The organism is Corynebacterium simulans (assembly GCF_001586215.1).
Taxonomy (GTDB): domain Bacteria; phylum Actinomycetota; class Actinomycetes; order Mycobacteriales; family Mycobacteriaceae; genus Corynebacterium; species Corynebacterium simulans.
Genome location: NZ_CP014634.1, coordinates 2,335,831 through 2,356,165 on the forward strand (window position 1 = coordinate 2,335,831; position 20,335 = coordinate 2,356,165).

The 20,335-nt window shown below is 58.9% G+C and carries 18 protein-coding genes; 13 read left to right on the top strand and 5 right to left on the bottom strand.

Features of this window, described 5'->3' with window-relative positions; genetic code table 11:
* The first annotated feature begins 363 nt into the window (after positions 1–363).
* The 12 genes from ctaE (at position 364) to WM42_RS10980 (ending at position 13,709) form a co-directional block, all read left to right on the top strand.
* Positions 364–975, top strand: coding sequence for an aa3-type cytochrome oxidase subunit III (gene ctaE, locus WM42_RS10925; protein ID WP_431732860.1), 612 nt, complete (start codon positions 364–366; stop codon positions 973–975).
* 71 nt (positions 976–1,046) lie between these two features.
* Complete coding sequence (gene qcrC, locus WM42_RS10930; RefSeq protein WP_062038174.1) at positions 1,047–1,934, top strand: cytochrome bc1 complex diheme cytochrome c subunit; 888 nt, start codon at positions 1,047–1,049, stop codon at positions 1,932–1,934.
* Positions 1,931–3,151 (top strand): cytochrome bc1 complex Rieske iron-sulfur subunit, encoded by a 1,221-nt coding sequence (qcrA, locus tag WM42_RS10935; RefSeq protein ID WP_062038177.1) that lies wholly within the window; start codon positions 1,931–1,933, stop codon positions 3,149–3,151. The genes qcrC and qcrA overlap by 4 nt, the downstream gene beginning before the upstream one ends.
* Positions 3,151–4,773, top strand: a complete 1,623-nt coding sequence (gene qcrB / locus WM42_RS10940) for a cytochrome bc1 complex cytochrome b subunit (protein ID WP_062038180.1) — start codon at positions 3,151–3,153, stop codon at positions 4,771–4,773. The genes qcrA and qcrB overlap by 1 nt, the downstream gene beginning before the upstream one ends.
* Before the next feature lie 824 nt (positions 4,774–5,597).
* Positions 5,598–6,221: a C40 family peptidase gene (locus WM42_RS10945; protein ID WP_062038183.1), complete on the top strand. Its 624-nt coding sequence runs from the start codon at positions 5,598–5,600 to the stop codon at positions 6,219–6,221.
* 169 nt (positions 6,222–6,390) lie between these two features.
* Positions 6,391–7,500, top strand: coding sequence for a C40 family peptidase (locus WM42_RS10950; RefSeq protein ID WP_235591261.1), 1,110 nt, complete (start codon positions 6,391–6,393; stop codon positions 7,498–7,500).
* Between the two features lie 10 nt (positions 7,501–7,510).
* Positions 7,511–8,632: a glycosyltransferase family 4 protein gene (locus tag WM42_RS10955; protein ID WP_062038185.1), complete on the top strand. Its 1,122-nt coding sequence runs from the start codon at positions 7,511–7,513 to the stop codon at positions 8,630–8,632.
* 83 nt (positions 8,633–8,715) lie between these two features.
* The gene (locus tag WM42_RS10960; RefSeq protein ID WP_062038188.1) at positions 8,716–9,669 is read left to right on the top strand and encodes an ROK family protein; all 954 of its coding nucleotides are present in this window, start codon (positions 8,716–8,718) and stop codon (positions 9,667–9,669) included.
* A gap of 21 nt (positions 9,670–9,690) precedes the next feature.
* Positions 9,691–10,437, top strand: coding sequence for a lysophospholipid acyltransferase family protein (locus WM42_RS10965; protein ID WP_062038191.1), 747 nt, complete (start codon positions 9,691–9,693; stop codon positions 10,435–10,437).
* Between the two features lie 3 nt (positions 10,438–10,440).
* The gene (locus WM42_RS10970) at positions 10,441–11,658 is read left to right on the top strand and encodes an acyltransferase family protein (RefSeq protein WP_082787693.1); all 1,218 of its coding nucleotides are present in this window, start codon (positions 10,441–10,443) and stop codon (positions 11,656–11,658) included.
* Positions 11,659–11,766: 108 nt separating this feature from the next.
* A complete protein-coding gene (locus tag WM42_RS10975) occupies positions 11,767–12,276 on the top strand; it encodes a polyadenylate-specific 3'-exoribonuclease AS (RefSeq protein WP_062038194.1) in 510 nt (169 codons plus the stop codon).
* A 44-nt stretch (positions 12,277–12,320) separates the two neighbouring features.
* The gene (locus WM42_RS10980) at positions 12,321–13,709 is read left to right on the top strand and encodes a class II 3-deoxy-7-phosphoheptulonate synthase (RefSeq protein ID WP_061923528.1); all 1,389 of its coding nucleotides are present in this window, start codon (positions 12,321–12,323) and stop codon (positions 13,707–13,709) included.
* A gap of 16 nt (positions 13,710–13,725) precedes the next feature.
* Here the strand turns inward: WM42_RS10980 and WM42_RS10985 are convergent, their stop codons facing one another.
* Together WM42_RS10985 and WM42_RS10990 are read right to left on the bottom strand one after the other, a co-directional pair.
* Complete coding sequence (locus tag WM42_RS10985; protein WP_062038197.1) at positions 13,726–15,090, bottom strand: protein kinase domain-containing protein; 1,365 nt, start codon at positions 15,088–15,090, stop codon at positions 13,726–13,728.
* Between the two features lie 171 nt (positions 15,091–15,261).
* A protein-coding gene (locus WM42_RS10990) for an IS3 family transposase (protein ID WP_115021451.1) occupies positions 15,262–16,478 on the bottom strand; the annotation gives its coding sequence in 2 pieces (ribosomal slippage) (positions 15,262–16,217 and positions 16,217–16,478; 1,218 coding nt in all).
* 67 nt (positions 16,479–16,545) lie between these two features.
* Between WM42_RS10990 and WM42_RS11000 the strand changes: the two genes are divergently transcribed.
* Positions 16,546–16,869, top strand: a complete 324-nt coding sequence (locus WM42_RS11000; RefSeq protein WP_062038200.1) for an Rv2175c family DNA-binding protein — start codon at positions 16,546–16,548, stop codon at positions 16,867–16,869.
* On the opposite strand, the gene WM42_RS11005 is transcribed toward WM42_RS11000, so the two are convergent.
* The 3 genes from WM42_RS11005 to WM42_RS11015 are packed head-to-tail and all read right to left on the bottom strand — an operon-like array spanning position 16,866 to position 20,122.
* Positions 16,866–18,425: an alpha-(1->6)-mannopyranosyltransferase A gene (locus WM42_RS11005; protein WP_062038203.1), complete on the bottom strand. Its 1,560-nt coding sequence runs from the start codon at positions 18,423–18,425 to the stop codon at positions 16,866–16,868. The genes WM42_RS11000 and WM42_RS11005 overlap by 4 nt on opposite strands.
* Before the next feature lie 5 nt (positions 18,426–18,430).
* Positions 18,431–19,522, bottom strand: coding sequence for a polyprenyl synthetase family protein (locus tag WM42_RS11010; RefSeq protein ID WP_235591262.1), 1,092 nt, complete (start codon positions 19,520–19,522; stop codon positions 18,431–18,433).
* A 36-nt stretch (positions 19,523–19,558) separates the two neighbouring features.
* Positions 19,559–20,122 (bottom strand): GNAT family N-acetyltransferase, encoded by a 564-nt coding sequence (locus tag WM42_RS11015; RefSeq protein ID WP_062038209.1) that lies wholly within the window; start codon positions 20,120–20,122, stop codon positions 19,559–19,561.
* Between the last annotated feature and the right edge of the window lie 213 nt (positions 20,123–20,335).

A 20,335-nucleotide genomic window follows, 5' to 3' on the forward strand; every position in this document is an offset into this window, starting at 1 on the left:
TAATGGCACGTTAGGGGCTATTTTCGCGGGGGTCAACCGAAAGTTGGAAACCTGCTATTTTTAGCAGCGACCGTTTTGTGATTTATATCATCGACCTAATTGCTCAATTCGGTTGCAAAGCGCATCTTAAGTGTTCAAATTTTCCGACGATTTCGCGGTCCTTTCGGCGGTTAACCGGCCAATAAGCTGTTTACCTGCACGGATGGGACGTCGTAAAGCAGTAGCAAAAGTTCCCGCTAGCAGCCGATTTTTCTCCAAAATTAACCTTTGCTGGCAAAGCGCTGTGGCATGGCGAAAAGTAGCTTCAAAAAATCGGGGGGAATTAAAGTGACTTCACGTCTCTGACCGGCCATACTGTTATGCGTGACGAGCGTAGTTTCAAACCAAGGTATGGCAGCACCACGTGTTGCCGCGCTGAACCGACCCAACATGGTCAGCGTTGGCACCATCGTGTTCCTGTCTCAGGAATTGATGTTCTTTGCCGGACTGTTCGCGATGTGGTTCACCTCGCGTGCAAACGGCCAGGAAGGCGACTGGGCGGAGCATACCGCCCATATCAACGTGCCGATGGGATTCATCATCACGGCAGTGCTGATTTCGTCTTCCGTGACCTCCCAGTTCGGCGTATTCGCAGCAGAAAGGGGTGACGTATACAAGCTCCGACTCTGGTACTCAGTGACCTTGCTGTTGGGTGTTGTCTTCTTGGGCATCATGGCATTTGAGTGGACAGAGTTGATCACGCACGGTGTGACTGTTCAGTCCAGCGTCTTCGGTTCGGTCTTTTACATCCTGACCGGCTTCCACGCTGCACACGTGACTGCAGGCCTTATCTCCTTCGCGATCATTCTGGCGCGTATTGCTAAGTCCAAGTTCACGCCAGCACAGGCAACCGCAGCGATGGCAGTGTCCTACTACTGGCACTTCGTCGACGTTGTCTGGATTGGCGTGTTCGTAGTCATCTACCTAGTCCAGTAGGCCGTAGGAGCCCGGGAGCAGGCTCTCGGCCTACAGCCATCCATTTCCGTGTACGAGTTATCTAAAGGAAAATGATGGATAACATTCAGCAAACCGCCGCAGTGGAAGAGACCACTGCCGCGGCTAAGAAGACCCGCCGTCGCCGCAAGGCGAAGCGCACTCTTGCCGGCGCCTTCGCTCTGAGCATCGGTCTGACTGGTGCTGGTGTCCTGGCTTCCGCCTTGACCCCAGACGCGCAGATCGCAACCGCTCAGAAGGATGACCAGGCTCTCGTTCAAGAGGGCAAGGACATCTACGACGTTGCTTGTATCACCTGCCACGGTGCCAACCTGCAGGGCATCGAGGGCCGCGGCCCGTCCCTCGTTGGCATCGGTGCTGGCTCCGTGTACTTCCAGGTACACTCCGGCCGCATGCCGATGATGTCCAACGACGCACAGGCTGAGCGCAAGACCCCGCGTTACACCGAGCAGCAGACCCAGGCGCTTGCAGCTTATGTTGCAGCAAATGGTGGCGGCGCTGACATCGTCTACAACGAAGACGGCACCATTGCTCAGGAATCTCTTCGTGGCGCTAACTACAACGGCCAGATCCAGGCCGAGGACGTAGCTAAGGGTTCCGAGCTGTTCCGCATGAACTGTGCATCCTGCCACAACTTCACCGGCCAGGGCGGCGCTTTGTCCTCCGGTAAGTACGCTCCGCCGCTGGCTCCGGCCAACGAGCAGGAGATCTACCAGGCAATGCTGACTGGTCCGCAGAACATGCCTAAGTTCTCCGACCGTCAGCTTTCCGCAGACGAGAAGAAGGACATCATCGCCTACCTCAAGTCTGCAAAGGAAACCCCGTCTCCAGCAGGCTGGGACCTTGGTGGATTGGGCCCGGTTGCTGAGGGTCTCGCAATGTGGATCATCGGCATCAGCGCTTTGTGCGTTGCCGCTATGTGGATTGGATCGCGCTCATGAGCAATGTAAAGAAGAACTACACCAACGCAGAGCTCGACAAGATGAGCAACGATGAGCTTGCCGCTCTCGGCACCGAGCTCGATGACGTAACCGTTGCGTTCCGCAAGGAGCGTTTCCCGGTTGATGGCGACCCAGCTGAAAAGCGCGCCGCCGGTAACGTCACCTTCTGGCTGGCACTGTCTGTCATCGCTGGTATCGCCTTCCTTGGCGTTTACCTTTTCTGGCCTTGGCAGTACAAGATGCTGGGAGAGGACGGCATCTGGTGGCATACCCTTTACACCCCGTTGCTGGGTGTTACCGCTGGCCTGGCTATTTTGGCCCTGGGCTTTGCCATCGTTCAGTACGTTAAGAAGATTCTGCCTGAAGAGATTTCCGTTCAGCGTCGTCACGACGGCCCTTCCGAGGAAGTTGACCGCCGCACCCTGACTGCTCTTCTGAACGATTCTTGGAAGACCTCCACTCTGGGTCGTCGCAAAACCATCATGGGTCTGCTCGGCGGCGCAGGCGTTCTGTTTGGTCTGTCCGTTATTGCTCCGCTGGGCGGCGCAATCAACAACCCATGGAAGAAGCGCCACGAGCTTAACTACGCTGGCGACGGCACTCTGTGGACCTCCGGTTGGACCATGCACGAGAAGGGCGTGAAGCTCTACCTGGCTCGCGATACCTCTACTATTGCGGAAAAGCACGAGGGCGAGTCCGGTACCCACTACACCACCCGTGGCCTCGCTCGTCTGGTTCGCGTGCGTCCTGAGGACCTCGCTGCCGGCGGCATGGAGACTGTCTTCCCGCTTGCTGCGGAAGACGTCAACGATGGTGACCTGTGGTCTGAGGATAAGGACGTCTACGAAAACCACATGCACTCCATTCACGGCAACCGCAACGCCGTGATGCTCATCCGCCTGCGTCACTCCGACGCACAGAAGGCAATTGAGCGTGCTGGTCAGGAAGACTTCCACTACGGCGACTACTACGCCTACTCCAAGATCTGTACCCACATTGGTTGCCCGACCTCTCTGTACGAGGCTCAGACCAACCGCATTCTGTGCCCGTGCCACCAGTCGCAGTTCGACGCTTTGCACTACGGCAAGCCGGTCTTCGGACCTGCAGCCCGTGCACTGCCGCAGCTGCCGATCGGCGTGGACGAAGAGGGCTACCTCGTTGCCAAGGGCAACTTTATCGAGCCTGTCGGACCTGCATTCTGGGAGCGTAAGTCATAATGAGTAACAAACTTGCCAAGATGGGCAACAACATGGATTCGCGCTACTCCGCAGCCGGAGTACTGCGAACCCAGCTGAACAAGGTCTTTCCGACCCACTGGTCCTTCATGCTCGGTGAGATGGCTCTTTACAGCTTCATCATCCTGCTGCTGACCGGTATCTACCTGGCACTGTTCTTCGACCCTTCCATCACGAAGGTCATCTACGACGGTGCATACACCCCGCTGAACGGCGTTGAGATGTCCCGCGCTTACGCAACTGCGCTGGATCTTTCCTTCGAGGTTCGCGGCGGCCTGTTTATCCGCCAGATGCACCACTGGGCAGCACTGATGTTCATGATGTCCATGGTTGCTCACATGCTCCGCATCTTCTTCACCGGTGCGTTCCGTCGCCCGCGTGAGGCCAACTGGATCATCGGTTGTGCACTGATTCTCCTGGGCATGGTCGAGGGCTTCCTCGGCTACTCCCTCCCGGACGATCTGCTCTCCGGCGTTGGTCTGCGAATCATGTCCGCTATCATCCTGGGCCTGCCTATTATCGGCACCTGGCTGCACTGGGCAATCTTCGGCGGCGACTTCCCGTCCGACCTCATGCTGGACCGTTTCTACATCCTGCACGTTCTGGTTATCCCGGGCATTATCCTGGGTCTGGTTGCCGCTCACCTCATCATGGTTTGGTTCCAGAAGCACACCCAGTTCCCTGGACCAGGCCGCGCAGAAAACAACGTTGTCGGCGTCCGCATTATGCCGGTCTTCGCTACGAAGGCAATCGGCATGGGAATGATGGTTGCTGGCGTTCTGGCTTTGATGTCTGGTCTGCTGACCATCAACGCCATCTGGCTGCTTGGCCCGTACAACCCGTCTCAGGTCTCCGCTGGTTCCCAGCCGGATATCTACATGCTGTGGACTGACGGTGTTGCTCGTGTCATGCCGGCATGGGAGCTGTACCTCGGCAACTACACCATTCCTTCCGCATTCTGGGTTGCACTGCTTTGTGGTGCGATGGTCGTCCTGCTGTTCGCTTACCCATTCCTGGAGAAGAAGTTCACTGGCGACGACGCTCACCACAACCTGCTGCAGCGTCCGCGCGACGTTCCGGTTCGCTCCGCTATCGGCGCAATGGCAATCACCTTCTTCCTGCTGGTGACCCTGTCCGGTGGTAACGACCACGTCGCACACTTCTTCCAGATCTCGCTGAACGCAATGACCTGGGTTGGTCGTATCGGCCTCATCGTCTTGCCTCCAATCGCTTACTTCATGACCTACCGCATCTGCGTTGGTCTGCAGCGTTCCGACCGCGAGGTCTTGGAGCATGGCATCGAGACCGGTGTTATCAAGCAGCTGCCGAATGGTGCCTTCATCGAGGTCCACCAGCCGCTTGGCCCGGTCGACGAGCACGGCCACCCGGTTCCGCTGGAGTACGCTGGCGCTCAGGTTCCGAAGCAGCTCAACCAGCTTGGCTTCGCTGACTCTGAGACCCAGGGTATTTTCTCCCCGGATGACTCCGCACTCATGCACCGTGTCCACGAAATTCACGAGGAGAACCACGCTGAGGAGGCAGAAATGTTCCGCCGCCTCAACGAGGCAAACCGTCGCGAAGACGAAGAGCACGGCCGCATCTAAGGCTTCTATATAAGAGCCTGAAACTCGCTCACAAGCCCTCGTCTTTCCTACTGCTAGTAGGAGAGGCGGGGGCTTTAGCGATCCCCACATCGGCCCGCTAGGCGCCTGTGTTGCTTGCCGTTTTCTACTCTTTATATATAGGAAGCAATCCATTCAGTCTTTAAGGAGAGAGCTCTGGGGATAAAGAGCACGCTTTAAGGGGGGGAAGTAGCGCATTCTCCGAGCGCATAAACTCGCCAAAACTGAGTTCAAATGTGTGTGAAAATTGGGGCTGGTGAGCCTCCAATTCTGGCCCAAAACTGAGCTGTGAGGAAGGTCACTGTCTCAATTTTTACGCTAAATTTGGTTCAAAAGTTGATGATAATGAGTTTCCCGCAAACGGCATTAGCGGCCATTATTTTCGCAGGTTAGGCTTTGTCTCAAAGTGATAACGGGGAGCGTTCCCCGGCTAAAGGTCTGAAACATTTCGGAAATGTCAATGGAAGATAACGGGACGATAACGGCCGTGGTTTTGGGTCGGTGATTCGACATTGGCCGTGACAGTTTCGTAACCTATTTGAGACATTGAGTTACCGACGAAGTGGTGCTCAATAACGAACTGAAGATTTAAGTGCCGCATCTGGCCCCTCCTAAACCGGGGGCCGAGTGGAGATGCTCCTACAGGAACGGAGCATCAACGAACGCTAGGCCCGCCCCGGGTCAGAGCTCCGAATGGTTTGCAGAAATTGTGAACCAGAGCGTGAATCTTTACTTCCAGTATTTCTGCGAAGTAATTACGCGTGCTCATTCGAAGTAGGCACACAGGAAGATTTGGAGTTTAATTCGTGTCTAAGCACCGTCGTCAGGGCGCAATCACTACCCGCCGTATTGCAACCACCGCAGTTGCTGCAGCGTCCGCAGCAGTTGCAGTCCCAGCAGTTGCACAGGGTGCCGAGGTAGTCATTCCTAACACCGACTACCGCTTCGAGGTTGCGGGTCTGGAGAACGTCCCGAACATCAACCAGGTTCCGAACATCCAGCAGTATGTTCCGTCCCTGCAGCAGGAGAACGTAAACTACGCAGCGTCCGTACAGGCACCGGCTCCGGCCGCTGCTCCGGCACAGTCTGCAGGCCAGAAGGCTCTCGCAGCTGCACGCTCCGCCATTGGTGCACCGTACGTTTACGGCGCAAACGGCCCGAGCGCATTCGACTGCTCCGGTCTGACCTCTTGGGCATACCGCCAGGCTGGCGTTGAGATCCCACGCACCTCCCAGGCTCAGGCTGCTGCTGGCAAGCAGGTCTCCCTGGATGCTCTGCAGCCGGGCGACATCATCGTCTACTACTCTGGTGCATCCCACGTCGGTATCTACACCGGCAACGGCACCATCATCGACGCTTTGAACTCCGGTGTCCCGGTTCAGGAGCGCCCTCTGGATTACATGCCGATCCACTCCGCAGTTCGCTTCTAAGGCTTAAGCAGCTGCATTCGGCATTACTAGCCCTTGCCTCCAATTATTTATGGACGGCAGGGGCTATTTGTGGTTTTATAGTTCTTTGTTCGTATACTCGCTTTCAGTGCGAGATATACGCTAGTATCAAGCGGTCTATTATTATTTTTTAAGTTTGGGAACTTCTACCGTGCTTTCTTCCACTTTGCGGGCCCGCCGCACTTTCTACGCGGCATTGGCCGCAGCGCTTACCGTATCCACCGCTTGGGGCGTGGCGGTCGTGCCTCCCGCGACGGCACAAGAGGTCGAGCAAGTCCAGGAAGCACCGGCTGCCGCAGCGCCCGCGGAGGAACCTGGCAGTCCTGCGAGCGAGGACCTGCAGAAGTTGGTTGACCGTGTCGCGGACGTCGCCCAGCGCGTGGCCGCCAAGAACGAGGAAGTCAAGGCTTCCGAGGATGCACTGGCCGCTACCGAAAAGGAAGTAGAAGAACTCCAGAAGCGCGCCGATGACGCGCGCATAAAAGCGGATGCTGCAGCTGTTGCCGTAACAGACCAACAAGATCGCATCAACGGCATCGCCCAGTCGCGCTACCGCGGTGATTCCACCAGTGCCGTCGCAGCCGCTTTGGATGCCGCAGATCCTGGCACCGCTGTTGAACGTATGGGCTACCTTGGTGCGCTTTCGCGCACCGCGCAACGCAATCTTGATGACAAGGCTGCAGCCGCCGACGTCGCTCGTGGACTGCAAGACGAGGCCGCCGCTGCCGTAAAGGCCGCACAGGATAAGGCTGCGGAGCTTGAACGGCAGCGGGATCGCCTTCTCAAGGAGCAGGAAGAGCTCGAAACACAGAAGAAGGAGATCGAGGAAAAGGTCGATAGCCTAAGCGAGGAGCAGCGCGCTGCCTTTGTGGGCCGCTTCGGTGCTAAGGACGTTGACGTTGCCGCATTGTCCGACGGTTCCGGTTCCAAGGCCGTCGAAGCTGCCCTTACCCGCTTGGGTGCGCCGTATGGCTGGGGTGCTACGGGCCCTGACGTCTTTGACTGCTCGGGTCTTATGGTGTGGAGTTATCAGCAGATGGGCAAGTCCATTCCGCGTACCTCCCAGGCGCAGCTCGCAGGTGGCACCCAGGTCCCGCTCGATCAGCTCGAACCCGGTGACATCATCGGTTACTACCCAGGAGTTACCCACGTCGGCATGTACGTCGGCGATGGCAAGGTAGTACATGCTTCGACCTATGGCGTGCCGGTTCAGGTCGTTCCGGTGGACTCTATGCCGATCCAAGGAGCGGTGCGCTACTAGAGTAGGGCGCATGGCGCGCACACTACTGGTTAGCAATGACTTCCCGCCCACGATTGGCGGGATTCAGTCATATCTACGGGACTTCGTCTCCACCCTGGATCCTTCCGAGGTTGTCGTCTTTGCCTCGACGCAGGATGCTGAAGCCGCCGCGCTTTACGACGCCGCCCAGCCCTACCAGGTCATCCGTTGGCCGCGGCGCATCATGCTGCCTACTCCGGCAACCGTGCGCGAGATGCAGCGGCTTATCAAGGCCTATGACATCGACACCGTTTGGTTCGGTGCGGCAGCCCCTCTTGCATTGATGGGCAAGGCTGCCAAGGAAGCCGGCGCGACCAAGGTTGTGGCCACTACTCACGGCCACGAGGTGGGGTGGTCCATGCTTCCGGTTGCCCGTCAGGCGCTGCGGCGCATCGGAGATCACGCTGATGTTATTACGTATATCTCCGACTACACGCTGCGTCGCTTGCAAGCGCCCTTTGGCCCTGGGCCGGAGTGGGTGCATCTTCCCTCTGCGGTGAGCCTGGAGGATTTTCAGCCGGCCGATGAGCAGAAAAAGCAGGCTGCGCGTGCGCACTTCGGTTTGTCAGATGGTCCCGTCATCACGTGTATTTCCCGCTTGGTCCCGCGCAAGGGGCAAGACCAGCTGCTGCGAGCCCTTCCGAAGGTTCGCGCGCAATTTCCCAATGCACAACTGCTCATCATTGGTCGCGGCCGCTACCGGAAAGCTCTAGAGCGGCTCGCCGAAATCTATGCCCCCGACGTCAGCATCCGCGAGGCCAAAGACACTACGGAGCTGCAGATGGCCCTGCACGCCGCTGATGTCTTTGCCATGCCCGCGCGTACCCGTGGGGGAGGCCTCGACGTCGAGGGCCTGGGCATCGTCTACCTTGAGGCCCAGGCCTGCGGCGTGCCCGTCATTGCCGGTGACTCCGGCGGCGCACCGGAGACCGTCACGGATGACACCGGCATCGTGGTGCGCGGTTCAAGTGTTGCCGAATTGGAGGAGGCATTGTGCGCCTTGCTAGGCGATGCTCCTCGCGCCCGCCGCATGGGCCAGGCTGGCCGCAACCACGTGGAGACGGCATGGACGTGGGAAATTATGGGTGGGCGCCTGCGTGAAATCTTGGCTTAGTGACAGAGATTAATTTCTTTATCGATTCCGCTCGAACATGCAGAATGTGACCAATACCCCGGCGGGGGTATATCCTGTTGTGCATGCTTGAACACGCTCAACCTGCCGCGGACTCCGAATTCACCATTGGATTCGACATCGGCGGCACCAACCTACGCGCGGCGACCATCAGCGCGGAGGGCGACATTGTTGATTCGGTGAGCGTGCCAACCGCAGATAACGCCCGCCAGCTAGAAGATGACATCGTCCAGGCCGTAGACACCCTGCGTGAGAAGAATGAGATCTCCGCAGTCGGCTTGGCACTCGCCGGCTTTTTGGATCCCCAGTGCGAAACCGTGCGCTTTGCCCCGCACTTGCCGTGGCGCGATGCGCCGGTGCGCGAAATTTTGAGCAAGCGGCTCGGTCTACCCGTACGCCTCGAGCATGACGCTAACTCCGCAGCGTGGGGAGAGTGGCGCTTCGGTGCCGGTCGCGGCGCCAAGGACTGGGTGTTCTTCTCTGTCGGCACCGGCATTGGCGCAACCTTGATGACCGAGGACAAGATTTACCGCGGCGCGTTCGGCACGGCCCCAGAATTCGGCCACCTTACCGTGGTCCCGGGTGGACGCGAGTGCTCCTGCGGCAAGCGCGGCTGCCTAGAACGCTATGCCTCCGGTACCGCATTGCCCGATACCTGTGAGGAGCTGCGCCCAAGCTATTCCACCACGCTGCCAGTAGGTGCCGAGGGAGTAGAAATCACCACCGCCGCACGCGCCGGCGATCCTCTCGGCCTAGCCGTCATGGAGCACTTCGGAACCTGGCTGGGCCAGGGCCTTTCCATCGTGGCAGACGTCTTGGATCCCGAGCTGATCGTGATTGGCGGCGGCGTCGCCAATGATGCGGATCTCTACCTAGAAACCGCGCGCGAGAACATGGCGCGCCAGATAGTAGGGGCGGGGCATCGCCCGCTGGCCCGCGTGGCCACCGCAGATCTGGGCTCAGCGGCGGGTATGATTGGCGTAGCTGACCTAGCCCGCAATGGGCTTGCCGTAGGTTAATTAAACGACAGGGACAACGCGATGCGAAACAAGTGGTACTGGGCATTTAAGAACATCTTTTTCGGTCCTGCCTTGCGGTTGTGGAACCGCCCGTGGACTGAAGGCATGGATAATATTCCCGCTGCAGGTCCAGCGATTCTTGTCTCCACGCACCAAGCGGTGATGGACTCTTTCTTCTTCCCGCTGATGTGCCCGCGTCAGATCACCTTCTTGGCCAAGAGCGAGTATTTCACCACTCCGGGCCTGGTGGGCCGCGCGCAAGCGTGGTTCTTCAGCTCGGTCGGCCAGGTCCCCGTCGAGCGCGACAGTGACAACGCCAGCGATGCCATGCTGGAATCCGCACAGCAGATTTTGAATAGGGGAGACCTGTTTGGCATCTACCCGGAGGGCACCCGTTCTCCTGATGGCCGCATCTACAAAGGTCGTACTGGTATGGGGCGCATCGCCATGACCACTGGGAAGAAGGTCATCCCGATCGCCATGATCGGTACCCGCAAGGCCAATCCGATCGGCAGCTGGGTGCCGCGTCCGACCAAAGTCGGCATGCGCGTTGCCGAGCCGATCGATCCGCATGAGTGGGCAGCGGAACGCGGTTTGGACCCGAATGAGCATGACACCATTCGTGCTTTCACCGATTACATTATGCAGGAATTGGCCGAGCTTTCCGGCCAGCCATATGTTGATGTCTATGCCTCTGAGGTCAAAGCCTCCCTGCAAGCAGGCAAGGGCTATCCTGCAGGTGCGGAACCAAAATACGAGGCGCACTAGGCGGTGAGTTCCCCTAAGGCTCGATTAGCGTGGCCTGACATCGCCAAGGGTATTTCCATCCTTGGCGTTGTTCTTTTGCACGTCACGCTCACTGTTCCCGAATCCAGCGAGACCCGACTTGCGGCCCTCAACCTCTGGCTAGACCCGCTGCGTTTGCCCCTCTTCTTCCTCGTCAGCGGCTACTTTTCTACGAAGGTTTTTAACTTCACCTTCCCGCAGCTTTTCGCGCGCCGCCTGTGGTATTTCATCGTGCCCTATGTGGTGTGGATGGCCGTGGAATTGCAGGTAAAACGCCTCGAATTGCACTGGGTCTTCGAAAGCGACATCTTTGACCGCAACGAGATGCTGTTCAACATGGTCTTTGGCCATACGATGGCCTGGTTTATCCATTCTCTGATCTTCTTCAACATCTTCTTGTGGTGCGTACGCAAGCTGCCCGGCTGGCTGGCCGTGCTTTTAAGCTTTACGCCGCTGTTGTTCATGGCGTGGCAGGCGCACTTTACCTTCATTGCCAAGGCGATGATGTTCCTGCCGATGTTCGTAGCCGCGGCTTTCTTCCGGGATTGGATTACCCGCTTCGCCTCCGAAATCGAGGCACCTTTCAAGGGACACTTTGGCCTTTCCACCGTCTTCTTCTACGGCGGAACCATTGTGGCTTACCTCTGCGGCTCCTTTTTCCGCCGTGCTTGGGATTCTTATCCCGAGGAGGTCTTCATTCCGTGGCCGCTGCCCGGTGCGGAGTACCTGACCTCTAACGAGGTGCACATCTTGGTCCGCTTCGTGGAACAGGCCTTGGAGGTCCCGCTGGGCATTGTGCTTGCGATTTGGGTCTCTTATGTCCCGGTTCTGTCCAAGGGATTGCGCTTTATTGGCTCGCACACGCTGCCCATCTACTTGGCGCATCCCATCGGCCTTACAGTGGGCTATGGCTTCTTCATGGCTTGGTTCCCACATGAGGTCACTCTGCACGGCGAGCACTTGCTGGATAACACCTGGTTCTGGTTGATCGCCTGCTTCGTCTTTGCAGCCATTGCCTCTCTGGCGCTATGGGCGCTGGGGCGTGTGCCGATTGTAGGCTGGCTGCTCAAACCGCCAGATATCTCGCATCTCATCGACGTGCCTGCACAGCAGGATTATCATCCGGAAAACACTCCGCGGCAAGACCCAAAGGCCCACCGCCGCGAGAGGGCTCACTGCTGCAGCGCACGCCGCCGCGACTAGCAGGTGTATGCGTGGGAGCGGGGGTCGGGCGGCGTCGCCAAGCACCGCCTCTTGCACCCCAGACCCCAAGGCATGCTGAGAGAGGGAAGCCAAGTAAGATTAGGCCCCGTGCGCTACTTCTATGACACCGAGTTTATTGAGAATGGAAAGACCATCGAGCTGGTCTCCATTGGTATCGTCGGCGAAGATGGCAGCGAATTTTATGCGGTATCTACCGACTTCAACCCCGCGCATGCCAACGCGTGGGTGCGCGAGAACGTTCTCGATAAGCTGCCTTCCCCGAGCGATCCCGTTTGGAAGTCGCGCGATCGCATTCGCGAGGAGCTCATAGAGTTTCTCACCAAGCATTCCACTCCGGTCGAGCTCTGGGCTTGGGTGGGGGCCTATGACCACGTGGTTTTGGCCCAGTTGTGGGGCGATATGGCGGGCTTGCCCAAGCGCATCCCGCGCTATACCCGCGAGCTCAAGCAGTACTGGGAATTCGCCGGCTGCCCGAAGCTGCCGCCGGTGCCGCAGGGCAATCACGACGCGCTTGTCGACGCCCGCCATAACCTAACCAAGTTCCGCGCCTGCATGGAGGCACTACCCCTGACAAGGGCCAACCAAGTAACTATCTAGTACCAAACTATCCTGCGACAGGAGGCTAATGGTTAAATAGCCATGTGAGTTGGACAGTAGATATTCCTAAAGAAGCACTTCCGGATCTTCCACCTTTGCCTGCCGGCATCGAGGAGCGATTCCGGGATGCCATCGCACGCAATGCCAAGCAGCAGCCGAGCTGGGATCGCGCGCAGGCAGATAACGTGCGCAAGATTCTGGAATCCGTGCCGCCCATTGTCGTGGCGCCGGAGATTGAGGAGCTTAAGCGCAAGCTTGCCGACGTCGCGCTCGGCAAGGCATTTCTGCTGCAAGGCGGCGACTGCGCTGAGACCTTTGAATCCAATACCGAGCCGCACATCCGCGGCAACGTGAAAACCTTGCTGCAGATGGCAGTGGTGCTCACCTATGGCGCTTCGACCCCGGTTGTGAAGTTGGGTCGCATCGCCGGTCAGTACGCGAAGCCGCGTTCGGCGGACATGGACTCAAAAGGTTTGCTCAACTACCGCGGCGACATCGTCAACGGGGTTGAACCCACCGAAGAGGCCCGGCGTCACGACCCAGCCCGCATGATTCGCGCCTACGCTAATTCTTCAGCTGCCATGAACCTGGTGCGTTCGTTGACTTCCTCTGGCACCGCCGACCTGTACCGCCTGCACGAGTGGAACCGCGAATTCGTGGCCAACTCCTCGGCTGGTGCGCGCTACCAGGCGCTGGCCGATGAAATCGAAAACGGCTTGGCTTTCATGAACGCCTGCGGCGTTTCTGACGAGACCCTACGTTCTGCTGAGATCTACTGCTCCCACGAGGCCCTGTTGAAGGACTACGAGCGTTCCATGCTGCGCCTTGGCGTGGATACCAACGGCGAGACCAAGCTTTACGATCTTTCCGCCCACCAGCTGTGGATTGGTGAGCGTACCCGCGGCCTCGAGGACTTCCACGTCAACTTCGCCGCGCTCATCGGCAACCCCGTGGGCATCAAGCTTGGCCCTGGAGTTACCCCGGAGCAGGCGGTGGAGTACGCAGAAAAGCTCGACCCGAACCGCGAACCAGGACGCCTGACCATGATCACCCGCATGGGCCACGACAAGGTGCGTACCGTCTTGCCAGCAGTGGTCAAGGCAGTAGAAGACTCCGGGCACAAGGTAGTCTGGCAGTGCGATCCAATGCATGGCAACACCTTCACGGCGTCGAATGGTTACAAGACCCGTCACTTCGACAAGATCGTCGACGAGGTCCAAGGCTTCTTCGAGGTCCACCGCGAGCTGGGCACCCACCCAGGCGGCGTGCACCTTGAGTTCACCGGCGAGGACGTCACCGAGTGCTTGGGCGGCGCTGAGGACATCACCGACCTGGACCTGCCGGGTCGTTACGAGTCCGCAGTGGACCCGCGTCTTAACACCCAGCAGTCCCTGGAGTTGTCCTTCCTCATAGCGGAGATGCTGCGCAACTAGCGGCAAAGACCGCTACTTAGGCCAGGAACTGCGGCAAGAAGCCGTAGTTGCCTGAGCCAAACCACCAGCCGCCGATCGCCACGGCGGCGGTAGCTAGTGCCACGAGCGCCAGGAAAAGCAGCAGTGAGAAGACACTGCGGTTAGTTTCCCGGCGCTCTTCTGGTTCCTCCTCTGCGATGCGGGAGAGCTGATTGTGCTGTTGCGGGGCAGGAGCCGGCGCCTGCTGCGGCATTGGAGCCGGTGGAGTTTGTGGAGTCGGGGGCACCTGCCCGGCGTAGGGATCGATGCGTGTTTGCGATGGATAAGCCGCCGGCCGCGGGGCGGCTGGCGTATCGGCGCGCGTTTCGAAGCTAAGAGGTGCGCGCTGCGGCTGCTGCGGAACGTATTCGGTTGTCGGTTCTTCTTCGGCAGGCCGCGGCTGGGGCGCCGGGCTTTCCAACGCCGTGGTGGCATCGAAGACGTGGGTAGCTCCCGTACCGGAGAAATCCGTGGGCTGCTCGGCAGTGCGGGCGGCGGCAGCGTTGCGGGGGACAGGGACAGTGAAGTCGGGGAGTGCGAGCTCCCGTGTGACGTCGTCAAGCGCGTCTAAGAACTCGCCCGCGTCGGCAAAGCGCTCGGATTTCTCCCGCGCCGTGGCGGTGGCGACGAGGGCGTCGAAAAGCTTTGGCACTCCCGCAATGCGGGACGAAGGCGCCGGCACATCTGCCTGCAGGCGTGCCTGCGCGTGCTCCAATGGGGTAGCACCACGGAAAGGAACGCTGCCTGTCAGAAGCTCGAAGAGGACGATGCCGGCGGAATAAACATCGGAGGCCGCCGTAATCGGCTCACCGGTGACCTGCTCTGGCGAAAGATACGACACCGTACCGATGATTTGGCTCGAGCCCCGCTCCGCTGCGGCCGACCGCACTAGACCAAAATCCCCCACCTTCACGCGGCTCTGTGCGGTAATCAGCACGTTGTCTGGCTTGATATCGCGATGGACCAAAGCCGCGCGATGGACTTCATCCAAGCCCATGAGCATCGGGCGCATGACCGCCGCCGCGGCGTGTGCCGGCATGGGGCCGCGCTCGGCGAGCAGCTCGCGCAAGGTGCCGCCGGTGATAAGTTCCATGATGAGAAAAATCGGCACGCCATCGGAAGAGAAGTCATGCACTCCCACGAGATTTGGATGCTGCAGCTGCGCCATCGCGCGGGCCTCGCGCTCGAATCGCTTCACAAAAGCCGGATCGTCTTGATAGTGCTCATGCATCACCTTCGCCGCCACCGCACGGCCTAAACGCATGTCGACGCAGCGATAAACCGTGGACATGCCGCCCCGCGCGATCGGCCGATCGACGCGATAGCGGTCCTCGAGAATGTCGCCTACTTCCAGCCTTGTCATGTAATCCAGTATGGCTGATAGACGCAGCGATGTGGTATCCGGCTAAGGTTGTGTCTGTGACTAATCCACAGATGAATTCCGAACAGGCCAAGAACGAAGAAATCGCTGCCCTCCTGGAAGGCGAGTGGGGTTGCCCGCAAATCGTGGACACGTAGTGGAGCTACCTAGTGGTTAGGCAGCTATTTCTTTTCTACTGGTGGTTAGACCAATGTGGTTTTCGAAGTCGACGGGGCTGACCATCCCGAGTGCAGAGTGCCGGCGTCGGCGGTTGTAGACGACTTCAATCCAGTAGGCAACGGCCTTGCGTGCAGCATCACGGGTCGCCCAGCGCTGCCGGTCATAGAATTCAGTCTTTAGCGTCGACCAGAACGACTCAGCCATCGCGTTATCGAAGCACACACCAGTACGCCCCACAGACTGGGCAATGCCCAGGTTGCGGCAGACCTCCCAGAGCTTCTCACTGGTAAATTGCGTTCCGCGGTCAGCGTGAAACACCAGCCCATCAGGAACATCACCGCGTAGCGTATGCGCCATCCGCAGGGCCCGTTCAACCAGGTGTGTGTCTTGAACGCTATCCATAGCCCAGCCCAGTACCCTGCGGGAATGACCATCGCGGACCGCGCACAAGTACAACCAGCCCTCACCGGTGCGCAGGTAGGTAATATCTGACATCCACACTCGGTTGAGCTGACCAGTATCAAACATGCGCTTGACCAGGTCAGGAAGAGTTGACTTACGCTTGGCTTGAATCGTTGTCACCGGGACAAAGGCACGCGGTGAAATCCCTTCAATGCCCATCATGCGCATCCGTTTAGCCACAGTCTTGCGATTCAAGGTGATCTGGTAGCGCTCGGCAAGCTCTGCGGTGATCCGCGGAGCACCATAAACCTCATCGGAGTCTTTCCAAATCTGATGAATCTTTCGGTCAACATCATCGTAAAATGCTGCCCGATCATCTTCGCCGGATAGTCGTTTCTGCTGCGCATGGGCCCATTTGTAGTATCCAGACCGAGATACTTTTAATAGTCGTGCCATGCGCTTGATGCTGTAGTTCGCCTTCTCCTGCTGCATTAGTTCGAACTTTTCTGCTCGCGTTGCTTCGCGGCGAAGAAGGCTGTCGCTTTTGACAAAAACTCGTTATCCATCTTGGCTTCTGCCAGCTCCCGGCGCAGACGAGCATTCTCAGCTCGGAGGTCAGCCTCGCTCATCCCATCGGAGGATCCTCGGCGTTCACGTTCGAGTTTGACCCACCGGCCCAAAAGCCCGGCGGAAACACCGATTTCCTTAGCCACATGAGCGATCGGTCGCTCTGACTCGATTACCAGGTTCGCGGCTTCACGCCGGTACTCCGGCGTGTACTTCTTGCGCTGTTGACTCACAATGAACATCCTCTCTTACGGACACAAGATCCGTACAAATAGGGTGTCCACTAAACGAGGGTAACCTCACGAGGAGCTGTTGACGCTGCAAGAGGTGGCGGACAAGCTCGACCTGCAGATTACCCGCGTGTTTGATCTGCTGGGCGCCCGCAAGTTCATCGCGTGGCGCGACGCAGAAGGTACCCGCTTGGTGCCAGCTGCCTTCTTTAATCAGAAGGGCGTTATCTCCAAGTATGTTTCAGGCGTTATCACCGTGCTTAGCGACGGCGGTTTTAGTGACCAGGAGATCTTCATCCATCTTTTCACCGAAGATGAAACTCTCCCGGGCCGCCCAATCGACGCCTTGCACGGCCACCTGGCGCGCGAAGTTATCCGCCGCGCGCAGGCTTCTGCTTTCTAAGCAGTAGCTTTTGGTGCAGACTCTGCTTTTATGGGTTCTTGGGCTGCGTTCTTTCGCAGCCCATCGCCGATCTTGGGGCTGACACCAGCGAAGATCCACTGCGTTAAAGCCCACGCGGCAACAACCATGGCGATATCCCACCACCAGTTATAGAGCTGGTGGTTGCCATCGCCGGAGAAAGCGACGCCGATAAACAGCGAGACGCCGGTGGTTATCTTTAGCAGCAACAGCGGTGGGCGGAAGGTGCCCATCAGCGTCAGCACCGAGGCGTAGTACCAAGGCAGCGTCACCGAATTGAAGAGGAACGCCACCTGGTAGGCGCCCGCAGTGCCAGCGATGGCACGGCGCAAGCTGCCGCGGCCCAGCCACCACATGGCCACCAAGCCGATGAGCATCAAAGCCATCGAAATCGTGCGCAGTACGTTCAGCACGCCGTTGTAGGTGGTATCCGGGCTGAAGATCTGAATCAACGGAATCATGACATCCGCCGCAAAGGTAGGGCCAGCTAGGGGATTGACCACCTTAGAGTTGCCGCTGATCTGCGAAAGCCAGCCCCAAGAGCTGCCCGAAGCCCAGGTAATTGCAGCCACCGCAAGGCCTACCTCAGCTAAAGCCACGATGCCGGAGAGCACAAAAGCGCCAAGCCGGCGCCCGCGCGAGGCCGAGCCCGGCGCATAGTGCAGCACCATCATCCACACCACGAAGGGGGCTGCGAAGATAGCTGTGGCTTTAAGCGCCACCGCGACGCCGATGAGCAGCAAGCCAATGTGGAATCGTTTCTGCACCGCGGCCAGCAGCCCCAGGGACACCAAAGCCACCATCACGGACTCGTTGTGCATGCCAGCTACCAAGTGCAGAACCACAACCGGGTTGGCCACGCCGAGCCACAGCGCGAGGGCAGGATCGCCGTCAAGGGCGCGGGTGAGTTGCACAATCGCCCACGCGATGACCGCAAAGCCAAGCACGGAAATCGCCTTGTAGATGATGATGCCGGCGGCTACATTGTCCCCGACTACGCGCGTGACTGCCTCGGCCATCCACAAGTGCAGCGGGCCATATGGGGTAGTGGTGTTGCGCCAGTCATGGGAGACCTCTAGCAGGAACGGGCCTGGATTGACCGCCGCGCCTTCCGTATAAGGATCGAAGCCATCGCGTACCATGGCGCCCTGCATCAAATAGGAATAGACATCGCGCGAGGCCAGGGGAGCGGCGAAGAGCAAAGGCGCAATCCAAGCGCTCAACATAATGCGGATAGAGCGTAGGCCACCGTTGGGCTGAGGGTTCTTCAGCTGCGGATTAATGACCTGACGGCCTGCCAAAATCCAGGCTGCAACGAGGCCAAACAAGCCGACCCAGTAGAGCACCATGCCCACGTTGCGGCCATGGCCATAAGCCAAGAAACCGACGTTTAGCGCTTCGAGGAAACCGCCGCGATTGCGCGTGGCGCCGCCCGAAAACGAGGCAAAGGCCAAGATGATGCTGGCGATGATTCCCACTGGCAGCGCATTGGGCAGGCGCACGGTATAAATCTTGTGACCTTTCTCAGGTGCGGTCATAGTGCCTACATTCGACGGGCAGTGGACTTAATAGCCAATGCCTCGAGGGTCTCAGTGACTGCAGGATCAACATGGGCCTTGCGCAAGTGGCCCAAGCCGGACTCGGTTAGTGCCGAAATCTGCTCCTCCAGCATTTGCGGGGCGCCGGAGTCAGCGATGATTTGAGCCATCTGCGCGATTTCGGCTGGGTCTTCCGTGTTGCCAATGAGCGAGCGCAGCACCTTCGCGGATGCTGGGTCCTTTTCATCAGCGCGCTGCAAAGCCAGCGAGAGCAGCACGGTGCGCTTGCCTTCGCGCAGATCATCACCGGCGGGCTTGCCGGTGATTGCTGGGTCTCCAAAGACGCCTAGCTGGTCATCGCGCAGCTGGAAGGCGATGCCGATGTCGCGGCCGTAGCCACGGAAAGCGCTGATAAGCGCGGCGTCAGCACCTGCCACCGCGGCGCCCAAATGCAGCGGGCGCTCGATGGTATAGGCGGCCGTCTTATAACGGTTCACGGAATTGGCCAAAGCGGGGTCCTCAGAGCCCGCTGCCTCTAGCGAGATATCGAGCAGCTGGCCGCCGATGACTTCGGTGCGCATGCCCGCCCATGGGCCGCGCGCACGCTGCAAAGCCGCGCTGCTTAGACCTGAACCTTGCAGCATGTCTTCGGCCCAAGCCAGTGCGAGGTCACCGACGAGGATGGCAACCGACTGACCAAAGAAGTCTGCGTCACCGTGGAAGTTCTGTGCACGATGCTGCGCTGCGACGGCGCGATGCACCGTGGGGTTGCCGCGGCGGGTATCAGAGGAATCGATGATGTCATCGTGGATAAGCGCGCAGGCCTGAATGAATTCCAGCGACGATGCGGCGGTGGCCATGGCTTGCGGATCTTCTTCGCCGTCCAAGCCGCGTGCGCCCAAGAAACCCGCCCACGCGTAGGTGGGGCGGATACGCTTGCCGCCGTCGAGGACAAAGTTTTCCAGGTAAGACGTGGCGCCAACGACGGGGCCGCCGATTTCGGCGACCTCGGGGCGGCGCTGGTCTAAAAACTCTAGGAGCTTTTCGCGGGCGGTATCCGGGAACTGCTCTAGGGAAGGAATGCTGTTGTCTTTCACTCCCCACACGTTACCTGTTGAACCGGACATTCCCTGTTACGTGGTGGAAAGCGGCAGGCGTGCCGCGAGAATTGCAAAGGCACGGGAATCAGCGGGGTATTCCAACCCGCGCAGCACATCGAAGAATCCCACCTTACGGTAGAGCCCAAATGCCGCGTTGGCCTCGTCGGGGACCTCCGGTGTCGACAGCAAAAGGTAACTGGCAGGAGCGTTCCACGCCAGCTCCTTTATTAGCGCCAATCCCAGCCCATGGCCTTGCAGGTTCGGCGCGACATGAATCTCGGCGAGCTCAAAGTAGTTGTGGAGAATCTGCAGCTGCGCCTGAGTGGCCCCGCCGGCTTCGGCGAATCCCCTCCGCAGCTGCCGGTCCCACCAGGTGTCGGGCGAACCAATGAAGCCATAAGCGACGCCGCCGATTCCGTACTCATCTTCCGCGATCACCGCCGTAAAACCTGGCCGCATGATGTCTGCTTTCCATGCCTTGATTCGATTTGCACGCATGGTGGGGCTATATCCCATGGCGGCGATGTAAATATCGACCAAGGGGGGCGCCAGCATGGCGAACTCGTGCGGGCTCAAGCGACGAATACGAAAACTCACGTCTTTAATATCAGCAGATCTTGGCAGAGTTCGACAAGGAATTCCGGCAAAAGTTCCTGCCCTGCTTGGCGACGCCCCGATAAGGGGAGGGCATGTTCGAAAATGATTGTCTGTAGTGCGAAAACCATTGCCTTATTCGAACATTTGAACTAATCTGGAAGTAGATGTCCAGTGCACGCTCTAGATTTATGGTCAACAACAGCAAAGGAGGAG